Below are 17227 nucleotides of genomic sequence, written 5' to 3'. Positions count from 1 at the left end.
CATGTCGGGGCGTGCGGGCACGGCGCGGCCGGCACCGGTCGGCGCCGGGCGACCGGTGCCCGCGCCCGTCGGGAGAAAGGGCGTTGCCGAGCCGGTCGGTAATGGCTAATCTCAGCCCATGACCCTTACCTATACCTTTGATCCGGTCGCCGACCACACCCTGGCCGAAGGGATCGCCGCCCTCTGGGTCGAGGCGTCCAACGCCGGCGGCGCCATCGGGTTCGCCGGACCGATCACGATGGACGACGTCCGCCCCGAGGTGGCCAAGCACTTCGCCGCAGTGGCCGAAGGGCGCAGCAGCCTGGTCGTCGGACGCGACGCCGCAGGGCGCGTCGCCGCCTTCGCCGTCATCGCCCGCAATGCGCACCGGCTCCAGGCGCACTGGGTCTGGGTCTACACCGTGATGGTCGACCCCGCCCTCCAGGGCCGGGGCGCGGGCCGCGCGCTGATGGAGGCGGTGGCCGACGGGGCCCGCACGATCGCGGGCATCGAGGCCATCCGCCTGAGCTGCCGCGGCGGCCTGGGCCTGGAGCACTTCTACGCGGCCTGCGGCTACAAGGAGGTCGGCCGCGTCCCCGCCGCCATCCGCGTGGCCCCGGGCGACGACCGCGACGACATCACCCTCCTGCTGCCGCTGCACTGACCTGCGCGGCTGCCGCGCCCACGACCCCGAGGGGCCGGAGCCCGGGGTGGACGTGCTTCACTGGACGGGCACGAGCCGACGTACGAGCGGCGAACGGACGAGAAGAGAGCAGGGGTCACCGTGTCCCTCAAGCCGAGCGCGACGATCCGATACACCGCGATGCGTCTGGGGATCTTCGTCGGGTGCCTCGTCCTCGTCGCCGGGCTGGTCCGGCTGCGGTGGGTGCCCGCCGGTATCGGTGACGCCAACTTCATCTGGGTCGTGCTGCTCGCCCTCGTGCTCTCGGCCCCGCTCTCCTTCGTCCTGCTGCGCAAGCAGCGCGACGAGATGTCCGCGGCCATCTCCGGGCGCGTCGCGGGCGCGAAGGAGAAGCTCGCCGCGAACCGCAGCCAGGAGGACGGCGTCGACGACGCCGCGCGCGCCGGCCAGTAGGTCGCCGGGCCGGTGGGTCGGTAGGAGCGGGCCGCTCGCGGCCGGCTCCCGTTGCCTTCGTCACACACCGAAAAGCCCCAGCATCGGGTCAACCGCCCGTAATGCCGGGGCTTTCGGCGTTTCCGGGGGTTCGTCGACTCAAAGGGACCCTTTGGGATTCCCAAAGGGAAAGTGTTAGCGTGTTCAACATGTTGACCACAGCCGCGCACAGAACGATCACGAGCGTCCCGCTCGTGGCGCGCCTGCACGTCGACCTCTGCCGCCGCGTGTCCGCGGCCTGTTGCTGCTGTCGCTGACTCCGCGACCTCCGACTTCCGGCTTCCCGCCCACGAGTTCGGAGCTCCGCGCCCAGCCCTGGCGCAGCAGCGGTCCCGCCCGCCCGGCCTTCGATTCCGGGTGCTGCCGCACCGCACCACCACCCCACCGCAGAACCGCAGATCCACCCGGAGAGTGTCCGTGTCCGCGTCACCCCAGACCCCTGCCACCGAGCAGCGGGCCTCGTTCAAGTTCCCCTTCTGGGCCCAGATAGTCACCGGCCTCGTGCTCGGCGTGCTGCTCGGCTGGGTCTCCCGCAGCCAGGAGATCAGCTGGCTCGGCACCACCCTCGAGCAGATAGGCGACATCTTCGTCCAGCTGCTGAAGCTGGCCGTCGCTCCGCTCGTCTTCTTCGCCATCCTGGTCTCGATCACCAACCTGCGGAAGGTGAACAACGCCGCGCGGCTCGCCTCGCGCACGCTGCTCTGGTTCATGATCACGTCGCTGATCGCGGTGGCCATCGGCCTCGGCATCGGCCTGCTCACCAACCCGGGCGCCGGCACCGGCCTCACCCCGCAGGACGGCAAGCTGCCCAAGCGCCACGGGTCCTGGCTGGACTTCCTGACCGGCATCGTGCCGAAGGACATCATCACGCCGTTCACCGAGCTGAACGTCCTGCAGATCGTCTTCCTCGCCGCCGTCGCCGGTATCGCCGCCCTCCAGCTCGGCAGCAAGGCGCAGCCGGTCCTGAACCTCGCCGAGTCCGTGCTGGAGCTGCTCCAGAAGGCCCTGTGGTGGGTCATCCGCCTCGCCCCGCTCGGCACCGTCGGCCTGATCGGCACCGCGATCGCCACGTACGGCTGGGACCTGCTCGGCAAGTACGCGACCTTCACCGTCGACGTGTACGTCGGCTCCGCGCTCGTGATGTTCGGCGTCTACCCGCTGCTGCTCTGGACCGTGGCCAAGGTCAACCCGCTCCAGTTCTTCAAGGGCGCCTGGCCGGCCATCCAGCTGGCCTTCGTCTCCCGCTCCTCGGTCGGCACCATGCCGGTCACCCAGAAGGTCACCGAGCGCCTCGGCGTTCCGAAGGAGTACGCCTCCTTCGCCGTCCCGTTCGGCGCCACGACCAAGATGGACGGCTGCGCCGCCATCTACCCGGCGCTCGCCGCGATCTTCATCGCGCAGATCTTCGGGGTGGACCTCGGCGTCACCGACTACCTGCTGATCGCCTTCGTCTCGGTCGTCGGCTCGGCCGCCACGGCGGGCCTGACGGGCGCCACGGTCATGCTGACCCTGACCCTCTCCACGCTGGGCCTCCCGCTGGAGGGCGTGGGCCTGCTGATGGCGATCGACCCGATCCTGGACATGATGCGCACCGCCACGAACGTGGCCGGGCAGGCGCTGGTGCCGGTCATCGTCGCGGCCCGCGAGGGAATCCTGGACAAGGTGGCCTACGCGACCGCCTCCGGCTCCCCGCTCGACGAGCCGGCCCCGGCCGAGGCCCCGGCCCAGGCGGCCGACGCGGCCGACGCCCCGGAGAAGGCCCTCGTCTCGGCCTGATCCACAACCCGCGCACCCGCAGCCCCTCGCCCCCGTCCGGGCGGGGGGCTGCGCCGCGTGCCCGTCCCGTGCCTACGATGCTTCGGGCGCGGCCGGGAACGATCGTTCGAGGGGGAACCGCATGACACGGCAGCACGAGCCGATCGGCATCGAGCGCATGGACGGGGTGGCCGCGGTGCGGGCCGGGGAGGAGTTCCGGCGCATCTACGCCGAAGCCTTCGCCGAACCGCCCTACGGCGAGACCGAGGAGGACGTCGAAGCCGCCTTCCAGCGCTTCCCGGTGCAGGCCCGCAAGCACGGCTTCCGCGCCGCCCTGGCCCATACGGAGGCCGGCGAGCCGGTCGGCATGGCCTACGGGTTCCTGCTCCCGCCGGACACGGTGTGGTGGGACGAACTCATCGAGCCCGTACCGGCGGAGACGCGCCGCGAGGACGGCCACCGCACCTTCGGCTTCATGGAACTGGCCGTACGAGGGCCCTGGCGCGGCCAGGGCGTCGCGCGGCGCCTGCACACGGCGCTGCTCGACGGCATCGCGGCCGAGCGGGTCATGCTCAACGTCAACCAGGCGGCCGGGGCGGCCTCGGCCGCCTACCGGGCGTGGGGTTACCGCAGCATCGGCGAGGCCCGGCCGCTGGGTGCCGACACCGGTCCCCGCGAGGTGATGCTGCTCGACCTGGCGGCGGCCGGTCGGCGCGGTTCGGCGATCGGGGCGGGGCGGGCGCCGGGACGCACGCCGTAGCCCCGGCGGGGACCGCGCCGCACGGGATGCGGTCCTCGCCCGGCTACAGCGGCTTCGGCGGCTTCGGCCTGGCGGCGGCCTCCGGCAGGCGGGCGATGTCGGACACCGGGCCGATGTGGCCGAGCTTGTCGGGGTTGGACACGGTGTGGATCGACCGGATCACGCCGTCGACGATGTCGAGCTCGATCACGCTGGCCACGAGGCCTTCGGCGTCGACGACGACGGCGCCCGGCCGGCCGTTGATCCAGGCCGGCCGCAGGGCGGCGCCGAGCGTGCGCAGGCGTCGGAGTCCGCCGATGAGCAGCTGCGAGACGCGGCGCGCCTCGGCCACCGACCTCGCGACCGCCCGCGCCTTGCCACCGCCGTCCCCGTGGTAGACCACGTCGGGCGCGAGCATGCCGAGCAGCGTGTCCATCTCCCCGCCCGCCGCGGCCTCGAAGAACGTACGGGCGAGCTGCTCGCCCTCCGCCCTGCGCTGCGGGGGCGGCGGCGCGCTGTCGGCCGTCTGCCCGCCGGCGGCGATGCGCTTCCTGGCGCGGGCGAAGATCTGCCGGCAGTTCGCCTCGGACTTGCCGGTGGTCCGGGCGACGTCCGCGTAGTCGTACCCGAACACCTCGCGCAGCATGAACACCGCCCGTTCCACGGGGGAGAGGGCCTCCAGCAGGACGAGGAAGGCCATCGACAACGAGTCGGCCAGCTCGGCGTGTTCGGCCGGCCCCGGCCGGTCGGTGGTCACGACGACCGGTTCGGGCAGCCATTCCCCCACGTAGGTCTCCCGCCGCACGCGCGCCGAACTCAGGTGGTTGATGCCGAGGCGCGTCACCGAGGTGGTCAGGTACGCCTTCGGGGCGGCGATCTCCGTCCCCGCCCGCTGGGCCCGGGTCAGGCCGAGGAAGGCGTCCTGTACGAGGTCCTCGGCGTCGCCCACCGATCCGGTCATCCCGTAGGCGATGGAGAACAGCAGCGGCCGATAGCCCGCCGCTTCCGTCGCATCCGCCGTTTCCGCCGCATCCGTTGATCCCGGCACGGAACCCTCCCCCGACGATCCGATTCGCGTACCGCGCAGGGTATCCGGGGCGTCCGGCTTGTTGATCACGCAGGGGGAGGGCCTGAGACGCGGGTCACATCCGTCGCTGTCACAGGGAGCCGGGGTGCCCTGTCTTAGAGGGGCAACAGCGCACGACGACAAAGGAGTCCACGATGGAAGCCCGCCTGAACCTCTTCGCCAGCCCGGTCGCCGTCAAGGCGTGGAAGCACGTCATCGCGGCGAGCAAGGTGCTCGACGAGTCGACCCTGCCGGCCGCGACGCGCGAGCTGGTGATGCTCCGCGCCAGCCAGATCAACGGCTGCGTCGGGTGCATCGACATGCACACCAAGGACGCGGCCGCGGCTGGTGAGACCGCCGTCCGCCTCGCCCTGGTCGTCGCCTGGCGCGAGGCCACGGTGTTCACGGACGCCGAACGCGCCGCGCTGGAACTCACCGAGGAGGCCACCCGGATCGCGGACGCGGCCGGCGGCGTCAGCGACGAGGTCTGGGCGAACGCGGCCAAGCACTACGACGAGGACCAGCTCGCCGCCCTGGTGACCCAGATTGCCCTCATCAACGCCTTCAACCGCGGAAACGTCATCATCCGCCAGCCCGCGGGCGGCTACGTCCCCGGCCAGCACTGACACCCGCCCGAACGCCGCCCGCCACCCCCGCAAGGAGAACCCGATGGACCTCGCCCTGTGGATCGTCACCGGAGTGCTCGCCGCCGCCTACCTGCTCGGGGGCGCCTTCAAGGTGATCACGCCGAAGGAGAAGATGGCCGCCAGCGGAGCCAGTGCCAGGTGGACCGAGGACTTCAGCGCGGGCGGCGTGAAGGCCATCGGGGCGGTCGAGGTCCTGGCCGCGGTGGGCCTGATCCTGCCCGCCGTACTCGACATCGCACCGGTGATGGTGCCGGTGGCCGCCCTCGGCCTGGTGCTGCTCATGCTGGGGGCGACCGTCACCCGTATCCGGCGGCACGAGACCACGTACGTGGTGGTGGACCTGGTCTACGTCCTCCTCGCCGCCTTCGTGGCCTGGGGCCGCTTCGGCCCCGAGTCCTTCATCGGCTGACCGGTGCCGGGGCGTGGGTTATGCCGCGTGCGCGACGAAGCCGGCCCAGGCGTGCGAGCCGACTGTGAGGTGGGGGCGCTGGATGTCCTTGGAGTCCCGGACCAGGACGGCAGTGGGAGTGGCCGAGACCTCTACGCAGTCGTTGCCGTCGCTGCTGCTGCTGTAGCTGCTCTTGAACCAGGCGACCTCGACGCAGTCATCGCCCTCGCTGCTGCTGCTGTAGCTGCTCTTGAACCAGTCCAACTCGGCGTGGTGGATCATGTTTCTCCCAGCAGTTCCTCGATGAAGGCCCGCGATTCATGGGGCGTGAGCGCCTGAGCTCGGATGATGCCATAGCGCAGTTCAAGGATTCGGAGCTGCCTTGGGTCGGAGACCGGGCGACCGTGGAAAGCGCCTTCGGAACGCCCCACTCCTGAGCCGTCTTCGAACCTCAGGAGCTCGATCAGGCCGCCCATCCCGGCGTGGTCTTCACGATCGGTTGGCATCACCTGGAACTCGACGCTCTGCAACTGGCACACCCCCAGCAGGTGTTCAAGCTGTCGACGCAGGACCATTGTGCCTCCGATCCGCCGACGAAGGGTCACCTCCTCCTGCACGAAACTCAATGTGGGAGCGGGCGATCGATCGAAGATCGATCGCCGGGCCATCCGAGCGGCCAGGATTCGGTCCAGCTCGTCCTGGGGGTATGCGGGCCTCCTCATACGGAAGAGGGCTGACGCGTACTCCTCCGTCTGTAGCAGGCCATGGATGTTGTGATTGTTGTACGTGCCGATCTCAACGGCCGAGGCTTCCATCTTTGCCAAGACGCGGATCTTCTTCGGGTAGCGGACCTGTTCCAGGTCCGCCTTCATCGCGGCGATCTTGCCGCCCGCGTTCAGTACCTCGTCCGCCTTGTCCAAGTACTCGGGGCGCGGGATGCGCTTGCCCGCCTCGACCTTGCGGACTTGGTCCTCCCCGTACTGGATCGCCGCCCCGAACTCCGCCGGCCGCAACCCGGCGGCCTCGCGCCAGGCCTTGAGCTGGCGGCCCAGCGCGGCCACCACCGCCGCGCCCTGTTCGTCCTCCGGGTCCACGTCCCAGCCGGGCTCTTCCGTACCGTCACTGTCCACGCTCACGCGCGCCCACCTCCGACGAGCCGATGTCCTCAGCGCCCCGCGTACCCGCCATGCCGGTCCGGACAGCCCGGACACGGCCGGACAAGCACCGGACAAACGCGGGACGTAGGAGCGGTGCGGCTTCTCACGGTACGCACGGATCGCCACGCTGAGTGACGTGATTCCTCAACTCGTCGACTTCCATGTCCAACTGTCCGCCACCCCGCGCGGGGCCCGCCTCGGGCGGATGCTCGCCGTCGAGCAACTCCGCTCGTGGGGTCTTCCCTTGGAGGTGCCCGCGCAGATCATCGCCGAGCTCGCGGCCAACGCGGTGATCCACGGGCGGGTCCCCGGGCGGGACTTCAGGCTGGCCCTCACCGTCACGCCCGGCACGCTGCTGATCGAGGTGACGGACACGCGGGGTGACCGGATCGCGGAGATCCGCGACGCGGGGCGGGGGCTCGTCCTGGTCGAGGAGCTCGCGGACCGTTGGGGCGTCAGGGAAGGGCCGGCTCCGTGCAAGGTGGTGTGGGCGGAGGTCGACTTCTGAGCCGGGTCGCGGGGCTCCGCGGACCGGCGCGCTTGGACGCATAAAGACCAAAGAAACCGGTGGAAAAACCAACCGACCCAACCCCACCGGCCCGCGTCCGGCGGCTCGTCGCTCGGTCGGGTGAAAACTGCCAACTGGGCTGGATTTCAGACCGGTTGGCTGGCATATGCTCGCCCCGACAACAGCAGCAGACATGAGACGGCCCCCGGCGGGACTGGCATCCCGGACGAGGGCCTGACCAAACAGGAAGCACTACCTTCCCAATGGCTCTTGAGCAGCCTAGCGCGCCCTCGTGCGCCTCGCCCGGAGTTGGCCCCGGGACCCCCCGATCCGGTGTCATCCACGTCAACACGTGGCACACCAGTCACTACACCGTGGTGGGCAACCACCTTCTCCAGCACCGCGAGTTGTCGGCGACGGCGATCGGCGTCGGTGCATACATCCAGTCGCTGCCCGACGGCGCCCCCGTCGGCGTGAAGGCGCTCGCCGGGCGGTTCCCGGAGGGGGAGATCCGGCTCGGTTCCGCCCTGCGGGAGTTGGAGCGGCACGGCTACCTGGAGCGGCGGCGCGAGCGGCTGGGCACCGGGCGCGTGGTGACGCGGACGTACTCGTACAACAAGCCGGGTTCCGCCGGTCCCGGCGGGCCGCCTCCGCCGTCGGACCCACCGCCGCCGGACCGGGAGCCCGTACCGGAGCCGGAGTCGGAGTCGGAGCCCGTACCGCCGCCCGAGGCCGAGCCCGTACGGGAGGCCGGGCCCGCGGTGGAGCCCGTACGGGAGGCGGTTCCCGCGCCGGGGGCTTCGTACCCCGAGGCCCGTGCGGTGCTCGCCGGGCTGAGGCGGTACGACCCCCGGCTGCTGCTGTCCGAGCGGGACGTGGCGCGGCTCGCGCCCGGGGTGGAGGCCTGGCTGGAGCGCGGGGTCGAGCCCGAGGCCGTCGGGCGGGCCCTGGCGGCCGACCTCCCCGAGCCCCTGCGCAGCGCGGCGGGCGTGCTCGCGTACCGGATCACCGCGCTGATCCCACCGGCCCTGCCGCCGCTCCGCGCCGTCACCGCACCGGTACGGGATCAGCGGCGGCCGGACCCGCTCCAGAACTGCAACGGCTGCGAGCGCGCCTTCAGAGCCCCGTACCCGGGAGGGCGCTGCGGCGACTGCCCGCCCGAGGAGGCCGCCGCGGCGGCCTGAGGCCGCCCGGGTGCCGTGGGGCTACGCCTCGTGGTCGGCCTGCTTGTCGGCCTCGTGGGCGATCCGCTCCAGGCGGTCGCGGTACTCCTCCCACCAGGACGGATGGCCCGGCGGGAGGCTGGAGTTGCCCTTTTCCATCCCCACGGCGCCGTCGATGAGTTCGCGGATGATGTCGGCGTGGCCGGCGTGCCGGTGGGTGTCGGCGATCACGCGGACCACGGCGTGGTGCAGGGTCACCTCGTTGTCGTCCTTCGGCCACCACGGCACGGTGCCGACCGTGTCCAGTGGCAGTGCGGCGATCGTCGCGTCCGAGTGCGCCCACGCCCGGCGGTACAGGTCCACGATGTGCTGGCGCGACTCCTCGGCGGTGGCCCACATGTCCGCGTTGGGCTCGGCGCCCTCCTCGTGCCAGGGCGTGTGCTCGCCGGAGGGCCGGCCGAAGGTGTCGCCGAGGTAGCCCAGCTCCACGCCGGCCGCGTGCTTGACCATGCCCAGGAGGTTGGTGCCGGTCGGGGTGTGGGGGCGGCGGGCGTCGTACTCCGAGAGCCCTTCGAGCTTCCACAACAGGGCGTCGCGGGCGGACTGCAGATAGAAGTGCAGGTCGGCCTTGGGGTCGGTTCCGGTCATATGGCCAGTCTGCCGACCCTTCGATCCCTGTCCAAGGATTTCGAGGACGAGCGGGGGTCGCGTGGAGCATCGGTGAAAAACGGGGCACAGGGGTGTTCAGGCGTGGTTACCGCTAAGTAGATTACCGGCGGTAACACTCCGTCCAACCGAGGAGGGCACGCCGTGACAGCTGAATCGAGCCTGGTGAGGGCCGTCAGGCCCGTCAAGCCGGTCGAGCCCGGGAAGACGGTGATCGACGGGCGGGTGCGCGAGGTGTGGGTGCCCGCGCTCGTGGCGGCCCCGCAGCGGGGCTCCCTCGGGGACATCCCCTTCGACAACGCCCGTGAGGCCCCCCACGAGGCCGTGCTCGCCCGCAAGGACCGCGACGGGATCTGGAGGGACGTCACGGCGGCCGAGTTCGCCGCCGAGGTCCTCGCCGTCGCGAAGGGGCTGATCGCCGAGGGGCTGCGGCCGGGCGACCGGCTGGCCATCATGGCGAGGACCACGTACGAGTGGACGCTGCTGGACTTCGCGGGCTGGGCGGCCGGGCTGGTCACCGTACCGATCTACCCGACCTCCTCCGCGATCCAGGCGCGCTGGATCATCCAGGACTCCGGATCGGTGGCGTGCGCGGTCGAGGACACGGCGCAGGCCCGGATCATCAGCGCGGAACGGGCCAACCTGCCCTGGCTGAGGCACCTGTGGGAGTTCGACACCGGGGCGGTGGCCCGGCTGGTCAAGGCCGGGCGGCAGGTGCCCGACGAGGTGGTGCGCGACCGGCTGGCCGGGTGCTCGCCCGAGTCGGTCGCGACGCTGATCTACACCTCCGGGACGACCGGGCAGCCCAAGGGGTGCGTGCTGACCCACGCCAACTTCTTCGCCGAGGTCGACAACGCGGTGGAGCTGCTGCACCCCGTCTTCAAATCGGTCAGCAAGGACCCCGCCTCCACCCTGCTCTTCCTGCCGCTGTCGCACGTCTTCGGACGGATGGTGGCCGTCGGCTGCCTGCGGGCGCGGGTGAAGCTGGGGCACGCGCCGAGCATCAAGAGCGAGGACCTCCTCGCGGACCTGGCCGGCTTCAGGCCGACCTTCCTGCTGGCGATCCCGTACGTCCTGGAGAAGGTCTACAACACCGCGCGGGCGACGGCCGAGAAGATGGGGCGCGCCTCCTCCTTCGACCGGGCCGCCAAGATCGCGCGGGCCTTCGGCGAGGTCGTCGAGGGCAAGACCCCGGGCCTGGGACTGCGGGCGGCGCGGGCCCTGTACGACCCGCTGGTGTACCGGCGGATCCGGGCGGCGCTGGGCGGGCGCGTGCGGTACATCCTCAGCGGCGGCTCCCCGCTCGGGCGGCGCCTCGCCGCCTTCTACACGGGCGCCGGCATCGAGGTCTTCGAGGGGTACGGGCTCACGGAGACGACGGCGGCCGCGACCCTCAGCCCGCCGCTGCGGCCGAGGCTCGGGACGGTGGGCTGGCCGCTGCCCGGGACGGCGGTACGGATCGCGGACGACGGGGAGGTGCTCCTGCGCGGGCCGCACGTGTTCGCCGGGTACTGGAACGGCCCGCCGGCGGGCGGGGACCAGTGGCTGGCCACGGGGGACATCGGGGAGCTCGACGCGGACGGCTACCTGACCATCACCGGCCGGAAGAAGGACCTGATCATCACCTCGGGCGGCAAGAACGTCGCCCCCGCCCCGCTGGAGGACTGGCTCCGGGCCCACCCGCTGGTCGGCCAGTGCATGGTCGTCGGCGACAACCGGCCGTACGTGACCGCGCTGATCACCCTGGAACCGGAGGGGCTCCAGCACTGGCGGCAGATGCGCAAGAAGCAGCAGGTGCCGATCGGGGAGCTGGTCACGGACGAGGAACTGCGCGCGGACCTCCAGCGGGCGGTGGACGAGGCGAACCGGCTGGTGTCGAGGGCGGAATCGATCCGGCGGTTCACGGTGCTCCCCGGGGACTTCACGGAGGCGCGCGGCCACCTGACGCCCTCGCTGAAGCTGAGGCGCGGGGTCATCGCCCGGGACTACGAGCGGGAGATCGAGGCCCTGTACCGGCGGGCGTGAGGGGACGGCCGGGGTGTAACGACCACCGGCCGGAGGTAGGCATGGGCCACGAAGTCGTGGAACGCAGGGGGGGTCTGCGAGCGTGCGCAACCTTTGGTTCCGGTGCGGCCTGTGGGTCAAGTTCGCGGTGTTCGCGGTCCTGGGCGGCGCGGCCGGGCTCGTCGCGGGATGGTGGCTGCCGCCCGCGCAGGCCGGGCTGGTGGGCGCCGCGTTCCTCGCCCTGTGCGGTGGCGCCGCGGCCAGGAACGAATCCGCGCTGAACGACAGGCGCCACGAGCGGGAGCGCGCCGCGACCGGCCTCCTGGCCAAGGACGCCCGCGGCCGTCTGCCCCGCGTGCGGGAGGTCCGGGATCCCGTGCTCGTCGGGATCCACCCGTACCAGCACGAGGACGGGGACCATGCGGAAAGGCACTGGAGCACCCCTCCGTACGTCCCCCGCGACATCGAGGCGGACCTGCACGCGGCGGTCCGCAGCGGCGGGTTCGTGCTCCTCGTGGGAGAGTCCACGGCCGGGAAGACGCGGTCCGCCTTCGAGGCGGCGCGGCTGCTGACACCGGACCACTTCCTGCTCAGCCCGCGGAACCGGGACGGCATTTCGAGCCTGATCGGCGCACTGAACATCCGCAGGCGGTACCTGATCTGGCTCGACGACCTGGAGCGGTTCCTGGGCCCCGGAGGGCTGACGTCCTCCGCCCTGAGCCGCATGCTGGCCAGCGGATCGACGATCGTCGCCACCATCCGGACCCCCGAGTACGACCGGTTCGGCGACCACGCCGAAGCGGTCATCGACAGCGCCGACTACGAGGTCTGGCGCGACGGCCGTGACGTGGTCCGCCAGGCGAAGAAGATCCGGATCCCACGCCAGTGGTCGCCCGCCGAACGCGAAAGGGCCCGGCTCTACCGGAACGACCGCCGCATCAGCCGGGCGCTGAGCGCCTCGGACGCGTTCGGCGTGGCCGAGGTCCTGGCCGCCGGACCGGAACTCCTCGAAGCCTGGAAGAACGCCTGGTCCCCGGGGGCCCATCCGCGCGGGGCGGCGCTCGTCCTGGCCGCCGTGGACGTGCGCCGCGCCGGCATGCACGAAGCCGTACCCGTGTCCCTCCTGACGCGGCTGCACGAGATCTACCTGAGGGACCGAGGAGGACCCCAGCTGCGGCCGGAAGAGCCGGAGGCCGCGCTCGCGTGGACGCTGCGGCCGCTGGGGCACACCGGGGCCAGCATGCTGGGTCGGCGAACCGGCCACCGGACTGCGGGCCTTCGACTACTTCCTGGACACCCTCAACCTCGAAGTGATTCCGGACGAGTCCTGGGACCTGATCCTGACGCGGGCGCGACCCCGCGACGCGCTCGACATGGGCATGAGGGCGCTGCTCGACTCCCGTCACGACCGGGCGGAAAGGGCCTTCGCGCTGGCGGCGGGGGCCGGACTGCCGGCGGCGGACGTGGCCAAAGCGGTGATCCTGGGGAAGACCGGCCACATCGACCAGGCGGTGACCGAGCTGCGGTCGATCCGGGAATCCCGTACGAGGTCCCTGGGGAGGGAGCACGGGGACACCCTGGACGCCCACGCCAAGCTCGCGTACATGACCCTGAAACAGGGGCGTCCGGCCGAAGCCCTCGCCTTGATGCGCGAACTGCTGCCCCTGCGCGAAGCGCACCTCGGGGCGGACCACCCCGACACTCGACACCCGCCTGCACATGGCGAACGCCGTCGGAAGGCTCGGGCGTCCGGCCGAGGCCGCCGAGCAGTGCCGCGCCCTGCTGGAGAGGTTCCGCAGGGAGCTGGGGCCCGACCACATCGACACCCTGGACGTCGAAGCCCGCATCGCGATGTGGACGGGGAAGTCCGGCAGGTACGCCGAGGCCTTCGACCTCACCGAGGAACTCGTCAGGCGGCGCACCTTCGCGCTGGGCGCGGATCACGCCGACACCCTCTACGCCCGCGGGAGGGAAGTCGCCTGGCTCGCGGCCCTGGGATCGTACGAGGACGCCCTGGGGCGGGCGCGCAAGCTCCTCGACGACAGGAAGCGGGTGCTGGGGCCCGACCACCTCCACACCCTCCACGCCCGCCGCCAGGTGGCGCGCCTGGCGGAACGCGCCGAGGGCTCCGCCGCGGCGATGCCCGTATGGCGCGAAACGCTGGACGAGCACGTCCGCATCCTCGGGCCGGACCATCCGCTGACCCGGAAGGTCCTCGTGTTCTCGGGACATCGCGCGGGTTAGGGGCCCGGTGGGTCCGGCCCGCCGCCCGGCCGGGGAGCGGGGTGGGCGGGGCGCGTTTATGGTGGGCTGACTGGTTCGGGGGGTCGCCCGAGGAGGGTGCAGTGCACCGATCCCGTACCTGTGCCCGTACCCGGACTCGTACCCGTACTCGTACCCGTACTCGGATAGTCGTCGGGGCCGTCGGCACCGTGCTCGCCGCCGGCTTTCTCGCGGCAGCGCCGGGCCGGGCACCCGCCGCCGCCTCCCTCGCGGCGGCGCCGAGCCCGACGCCCTCCGCCGCGGGCATCCGGTGGGGCGCGTGCCCCGGGAGGTCCGTGCCCGCCGGGATGCGCTGCGGGAGCCTCGCCGTGCCGCTCGACCACGGGGCCCCGGCCAAGGGCACCGTCGAGCTGGCCCTCGCCGAGCTGCCCGCCACCGGGCCCGCCGCCAAGCGCCTCGGACCGCTGGTGCTGAACTTCGGCGGGCCCGGCGCCCCCGGGGTATCCGGCCTCGCCGAGGATCCGGGCACGTTCGCGGAGCTCAACAAGCGCTACGACCTCATCGCCTTCGACCCGCGCGGCGTGGGCCGCAGCGAGCCCGTCAGCTGCGGGGACGGGGCGGACATCGGGATCGGTACGGGAGAGGGTGGCACGGGGCCGCGCGGGTCCGCGGACGGCGGGCCCGGGCCGGCCCGGGAGTCCGGCGCCGCCGACGCGGCCGATCAGCTCGGCGCCCTGCGCGCCATGGCCGAGCGCTGCGCGCAGGCCTCCGGGCCCGTGCTCCCGTACATCGGTACCGTCAGCGTGGCCCGCGACATGGACCGGCTGCGCCGGGCGCTCGGCGAGAAGAAGCTGAACTTCTTCGGCTTCTCCTACGGGACCCGCCTCGGCGCCGTGTACGCGGCCCTGTTCCCGCAGCGCACCGGCCGCATGGCCCTCGACGGGGTCGACACCCTCAGCGAGCCGCTCGCCGAGCAGGCCCTGCGCTCGGCGGCGGGCCAGCAGCGGGCCCTGGACAACTTCCTGACCTGGTGCGCCCACCGCGAGGACTGCTTCTACGGAACGAACACCCGCACCGCCAAGGAGAAGGTCCGCGACCTCGTGGCACGCCTCGACCGCGAGCCGCTCACCGGCGGCGACGGGCAGTCCTTCACCGGGCAGGACGTGGCGGAGGCCGTCGGTACCGCCCTGTACTCGCCGAAGATGTGGCCCGCGCTCGCGGACGCGCTGGCGCTCGTCGAGCGCGAGGGCGACCCGGTCGGGCTGATGCAGCTCGGCGGCCCGACCGAACCGCCCCCGCCGCCGGACGACGGCGACGGCGACGGGGGCGGGGGCGGGGGCGGGGGAGAGGAGGCCGAGGGTGGCGGCCAGGTGCCCGCCGACAACGCGCTGGCCGCGCTCATCGCCGTCAACTGCGCCGACGACCCCGACCGCGGTGACGCCAAGGCCACCCCGAAGGCCGTCGAGCGCGAGCTGCGGGCGCTCGAACCGGAGTTCCTCGCCGCCTCGCCGGTCTTCGGGCCGCGCCAGCTGATGACGGTCCTGTCCTGCTACGGGCGCCCCGCCGGCACCGATTTCATCCGGAAGATCGACCGCCCGGCGGGCATCCCGCGCATCCTGCTCATCGGGACCCGCGGCGATCCGGCGACCCCGTACGAGTGGACGGAGGAGACGGCGGAGCGGCTCGGCAACACCGTGGTCGTGGACTACAAGGGCGACGGCCACACCGGATACATGTCCTCCCGCTGCGTGCGGGGCTACGTGGACCACTTCCTGATCGACGGCCGGCTCCCGTCCGGGACGCGGTCCTGCCCCGCCGGGGAGTGAGCTGACTCCCGGCGGGGCGGCGATCCGTGACCGACTGGCAGCTGCCGACTAGCAGTTGGGGTGCGTGGAGCGTCCCGCGAAGCGGTCCGCGAGCCAGTTCCCGGCCGCCAGGGACTGGGTGATCACCCCGCTGACGTGCTCGCCGATCCAGATGGTGTCGAACTCGACGTTCGCGTTCCGCGCGCACCAGTCGGAGCGCAGCCGGCTGCCGACGGCGTACGGGATGAGCTCGTCGCCGAGCGCGTGGTACTGGTACACCGGCGCGGCCGGGGCGGTGCGCCCGAGCTTGCTCTGGTTCAGGCGGGCCTGCCAGTCCGGCTGCGCGAGCGGGTTGCGGGTCGTGAGGTCGGAGATCCGCTTGAAGGAGCCGGCGATGGAGTCGATGGCGACGCAGTTCTCCTTCATGCCGGCCACCAGGGCCTTGCCCAGCGGGTTGAGGTAGGAGTCGAGGTTCAGCTCGGGGAAGGCCGCGTCCTGGCCGGCGGCGGCCATGAAGATGAGGCCGGAGCCGTAGGAGCCGTTGTTGAAGTCGGCCACCTTCAGCAGGTCGGCCGGAACGCCGCCCGTCGCGGTGCCCTTGACCTGCAACTCCGGTGCGTACGAGCCCTGCAGCTCGGCGGCCCAGCTGCTGGCCTGGCCGCCCTGGGAGTACCCCATGATGCCGACCGGGGTGTTCGCGGACAGCCCGGCCTCGGGCAGGCGGGTGGCGGCGCGGGCCGCGTCGAGCACGGCGTGGCCGGCGGAGGGGCCGACGGTGTAGGTGTGCACGCCGGGGGTGCCGAGGCCCTCGTAGTCGGTGACGACGACGGCCCAGCCGCGCAGGGTGAGCTGCTGGATGAGGTTGGCCTCCATGGCGGTGCCGTACGGGAGGTTGTTGCTCGGCGCGCAGGAGTCGCCCATGCCGACGGTGCCGACGGCGTACGTGACGAGCGGGCGCGGGCCGGTGCGGCCGTCCTGCGGGACGATGACGGTGCCGGAGACGACGTTGGGGGCGCCGTCGGCGGTGGTGGAGTTGTAGTGGATCTTCCAGGCCTTGGTGTTGGTGGGCTGGCCGGGGAGCGGGTGGAACGCGGACGGCGCGCTGCTCACGATGTCGCCCGGGCGGGCGGCCTGGCCGGTTTCCGCGTCGGCGCGGGCGGTGGTGGCGGGGATCGCGGCCGAGAGGGCCAGGGCGGCCACGGCGGCGAGGGCTGAGCTTCGGATGCGCATGGGGCGGCTCTCCCAATGGGTCCGGTGGGGGTAGGTGAGGAGACCGTAGTGACCGACCGGTAGGAACGTCGCTGACCGCACAGCTCACCTTTCCTGACCCGGGACCTCATCCGCCTTGTCGGCGCAGTCGTGGGTGCGGTACAAACGCGCGACACAGGGGGGCGGAAACCGGCCAGGTGAAACCCCTATTTGGCATGGACACACCATTTGGGGGAGTTGTGGTCGCTGCGACACGGGGTCAGAAGTTCAAGAGCCGGGCGAGTGCGTGCCTGGTGGTCGCGGGCATCGGACTCGCCGCGTTCTTCTTCGTCGGCATGGCCTCACAGCAGCCGACGGGCTGGGGCGCGGCCTACGCCTTCGCCGAACCGGTCACCGTCCAGCTCCCGAGCCGCTGCGGCATGGAGACGATCAACTCGGGCCGCTCCACCGGCAAGTGCGAGGGCACCGCGTGGACGGCCGACGGGAAGGCGCACAAGGGCACGCTGTACTCGTACGCGGACGACATCGGCCGCGACGGCTCGGGCAAGCTGGCCTACAAGGGCGAGGCGCGCGCGCTGGGCGACCGGGCCTACGGCAAGCCGGAGCTGTGGCTGACCATCGTCCACCTCGCGGCCCTGGGCGTGGCCGCCCTGGGCGTCCTCGGAGTCCTGCTCTCCGTACTGGCGGCGGCACTTCCGCAGCGCGGACGCCGGGCCTGAACCAGCGCGGGTGAGACGACGGCGCCCCGCGCCCGGGGTCCGGGTGCGGGGCGTGCCAGTGGAC

Annotated in this window: 17 protein-coding genes and 2 pseudogenes; 14 read left to right on the top strand and 5 right to left on the bottom strand. The window is 72.2% G+C overall.

What is annotated here, in order from left to right; all coding sequences use genetic code 11:
- The first annotated feature begins 118 nt into the window (after nucleotides 1-118).
- The 4 genes from ACWGDE_RS23250 to ACWGDE_RS23235 all read left to right on the top strand — a co-directional run bounded on the left by ACWGDE_RS23250 (nucleotide 119) and on the right by ACWGDE_RS23235 (nucleotide 3629).
- Nucleotides 119-643 (top strand): N-acetyltransferase family protein, encoded by a 525-nt coding sequence (locus ACWGDE_RS23250; RefSeq protein WP_453390924.1) that lies wholly within the window; start codon nucleotides 119-121, stop codon nucleotides 641-643.
- Nucleotides 644-763: 120 nt separating this feature from the next.
- Nucleotides 764-1075: a DUF4229 domain-containing protein gene (locus ACWGDE_RS23245; protein ID WP_453390923.1), complete on the top strand. Its 312-nt coding sequence runs from the start codon at nucleotides 764-766 to the stop codon at nucleotides 1073-1075.
- Nucleotides 1076-1531: 456 nt separating this feature from the next.
- The gene (locus tag ACWGDE_RS23240; RefSeq protein ID WP_453390922.1) at nucleotides 1532-2890 is read left to right on the top strand and encodes a dicarboxylate/amino acid:cation symporter; all 1359 of its coding nucleotides are present in this window, start codon (nucleotides 1532-1534) and stop codon (nucleotides 2888-2890) included.
- 121 nt (nucleotides 2891-3011) lie between these two features.
- Complete coding sequence (locus tag ACWGDE_RS23235; protein ID WP_453390921.1) at nucleotides 3012-3629, top strand: GNAT family N-acetyltransferase; 618 nt, start codon at nucleotides 3012-3014, stop codon at nucleotides 3627-3629.
- Nucleotides 3630-3672: 43 nt separating this feature from the next.
- On the opposite strand, the gene sigJ is transcribed toward ACWGDE_RS23235, so the two are convergent.
- Nucleotides 3673-4656: an RNA polymerase sigma factor SigJ gene (sigJ, locus tag ACWGDE_RS23230; protein ID WP_453390920.1), complete on the bottom strand. Its 984-nt coding sequence runs from the start codon at nucleotides 4654-4656 to the stop codon at nucleotides 3673-3675.
- Nucleotides 4657-4829: 173 nt separating this feature from the next.
- On the opposite strand from sigJ, the gene ACWGDE_RS23225 reads away from it, so the two are divergent.
- Together ACWGDE_RS23225 and ACWGDE_RS23220 are read left to right on the top strand one after the other, a co-directional pair.
- Nucleotides 4830-5300 (top strand): carboxymuconolactone decarboxylase family protein, encoded by a 471-nt coding sequence (locus ACWGDE_RS23225; protein WP_453390919.1) that lies wholly within the window; start codon nucleotides 4830-4832, stop codon nucleotides 5298-5300.
- A gap of 43 nt (nucleotides 5301-5343) precedes the next feature.
- Nucleotides 5344-5730 carry a DoxX family protein gene (locus ACWGDE_RS23220; protein ID WP_453390918.1) on the top strand — a complete coding sequence of 129 codons (387 nt, stop codon included), beginning with the start codon at nucleotides 5344-5346 and terminating at the stop codon, nucleotides 5728-5730.
- 18 nt (nucleotides 5731-5748) lie between these two features.
- On the opposite strand, the gene ACWGDE_RS23215 is transcribed toward ACWGDE_RS23220, so the two are convergent.
- Together ACWGDE_RS23215 and ACWGDE_RS23210 are read right to left on the bottom strand one after the other, a co-directional pair.
- The gene (locus ACWGDE_RS23215; protein ID WP_453390917.1) at nucleotides 5749-5991 is read right to left on the bottom strand and encodes a DUF397 domain-containing protein; all 243 of its coding nucleotides are present in this window, start codon (nucleotides 5989-5991) and stop codon (nucleotides 5749-5751) included.
- A complete protein-coding gene (locus ACWGDE_RS23210) occupies nucleotides 5988-6845 on the bottom strand; it encodes a helix-turn-helix domain-containing protein (RefSeq protein ID WP_453390916.1) in 858 nt (285 codons plus the stop codon). Before ACWGDE_RS23210 ends, ACWGDE_RS23215 begins: the two co-directional genes overlap by 4 nt.
- Before the next feature lie 157 nt (nucleotides 6846-7002).
- On the opposite strand from ACWGDE_RS23210, the gene ACWGDE_RS23205 reads away from it, so the two are divergent.
- Nucleotides 7003-7374, top strand: coding sequence for an ATP-binding protein (locus tag ACWGDE_RS23205; protein WP_453390915.1), 372 nt, complete (start codon nucleotides 7003-7005; stop codon nucleotides 7372-7374).
- 377 nt (nucleotides 7375-7751) lie between these two features.
- Nucleotides 7752-8558 (top strand): helix-turn-helix domain-containing protein, encoded by an 807-nt coding sequence (locus tag ACWGDE_RS23200; RefSeq protein ID WP_453390914.1) that lies wholly within the window; start codon nucleotides 7752-7754, stop codon nucleotides 8556-8558.
- Between the two features lie 21 nt (nucleotides 8559-8579).
- Here the strand turns inward: ACWGDE_RS23200 and ACWGDE_RS23195 are convergent, their stop codons facing one another.
- Nucleotides 8580-9185, bottom strand: a complete 606-nt coding sequence (locus ACWGDE_RS23195) for a DinB family protein (protein WP_453390913.1) — start codon at nucleotides 9183-9185, stop codon at nucleotides 8580-8582.
- A gap of 183 nt (nucleotides 9186-9368) precedes the next feature.
- Here ACWGDE_RS23195 and ACWGDE_RS23190 point away from each other — a divergent pair, with 183 nt between their 5' ends.
- The 5 genes and pseudogenes from ACWGDE_RS23190 to ACWGDE_RS23170 all read left to right on the top strand — a co-directional run bounded on the left by ACWGDE_RS23190 (nucleotide 9369) and on the right by ACWGDE_RS23170 (nucleotide 15256).
- Nucleotides 9369-11228, top strand: coding sequence for an AMP-dependent synthetase/ligase (locus tag ACWGDE_RS23190; protein WP_453390927.1), 1860 nt, complete (start codon nucleotides 9369-9371; stop codon nucleotides 11226-11228).
- A gap of 1352 nt (nucleotides 11229-12580) precedes the next feature.
- Nucleotides 12581-12895 (top strand): annotated as a pseudogene (locus ACWGDE_RS23185) (tetratricopeptide repeat protein); the annotation flags it as partial.
- Between the two features lie 22 nt (nucleotides 12896-12917).
- Nucleotides 12918-13145, top strand: a pseudogene (locus tag ACWGDE_RS23180) (tetratricopeptide repeat protein); the annotation flags it as partial.
- On the top strand, nucleotides 13137-13451 hold the full coding sequence (locus ACWGDE_RS23175; RefSeq protein WP_453390926.1) for a tetratricopeptide repeat protein: 315 nt from the start codon (nucleotides 13137-13139) through the stop codon (nucleotides 13449-13451). The pseudogene ACWGDE_RS23180 and the gene ACWGDE_RS23175, both read left to right, overlap by 9 nt.
- 314 nt (nucleotides 13452-13765) lie before the next feature.
- Nucleotides 13766-15256: an alpha/beta hydrolase gene (locus ACWGDE_RS23170; RefSeq protein WP_453390925.1), complete on the top strand. Its 1491-nt coding sequence runs from the start codon at nucleotides 13766-13768 to the stop codon at nucleotides 15254-15256.
- Between the two features lie 48 nt (nucleotides 15257-15304).
- Here the strand turns inward: ACWGDE_RS23170 and ACWGDE_RS23165 are convergent, their stop codons facing one another.
- The gene (locus tag ACWGDE_RS23165; protein ID WP_453390912.1) at nucleotides 15305-16465 is read right to left on the bottom strand and encodes a lipase family protein; all 1161 of its coding nucleotides are present in this window, start codon (nucleotides 16463-16465) and stop codon (nucleotides 15305-15307) included.
- Nucleotides 16466-16683: 218 nt separating this feature from the next.
- On the opposite strand from ACWGDE_RS23165, the gene ACWGDE_RS23160 reads away from it, so the two are divergent.
- Nucleotides 16684-17163, top strand: a complete 480-nt coding sequence (locus tag ACWGDE_RS23160; RefSeq protein WP_453390911.1) for a hypothetical protein — start codon at nucleotides 16684-16686, stop codon at nucleotides 17161-17163.
- Nucleotides 17164-17227 lie beyond the last annotated feature (64 nt).

It is taken from the genome of Streptomyces sp. NPDC054956, from assembly GCF_053609185.1.
Note: the sequence above shows the minus strand (reverse complement) of the source record. Positions and strands in the feature narration are given on the sequence as shown.

What these genes read in the sequence shown, in the direction of transcription:
- ACWGDE_RS23220 (WP_453390918.1), top strand. Translation starts at nt 5,344, where the DNA reads ATGGACCTCGCCCTGTGGATCGTCACCGGAGTGCTCGCCGCCGCCTAC.
- ACWGDE_RS23225 (WP_453390919.1), top strand. Translation starts at nt 4,830, where the DNA reads ATGGAAGCCCGCCTGAACCTCTTCGCCAGCCCGGTCGCCGTCAAGGCG.
- ACWGDE_RS23215 (WP_453390917.1), bottom strand. Translation starts at nt 5,991, where the DNA reads ATGATCCACCACGCCGAGTTGGACTGGTTCAAGAGCAGCTACAGCAGC.
- ACWGDE_RS23195 (WP_453390913.1), bottom strand. Translation starts at nt 9,185, where the DNA reads ATGACCGGAACCGACCCCAAGGCCGACCTGCACTTCTATCTGCAGTCC.
- ACWGDE_RS23250 (WP_453390924.1), top strand. Translation starts at nt 119, where the DNA reads ATGACCCTTACCTATACCTTTGATCCGGTCGCCGACCACACCCTGGCC.
- ACWGDE_RS23165 (WP_453390912.1), bottom strand. Translation starts at nt 16,465, where the DNA reads ATGCGCATCCGAAGCTCAGCCCTCGCCGCCGTGGCCGCCCTGGCCCTC.
- ACWGDE_RS23235 (WP_453390921.1), top strand. Translation starts at nt 3,012, where the DNA reads ATGACACGGCAGCACGAGCCGATCGGCATCGAGCGCATGGACGGGGTG.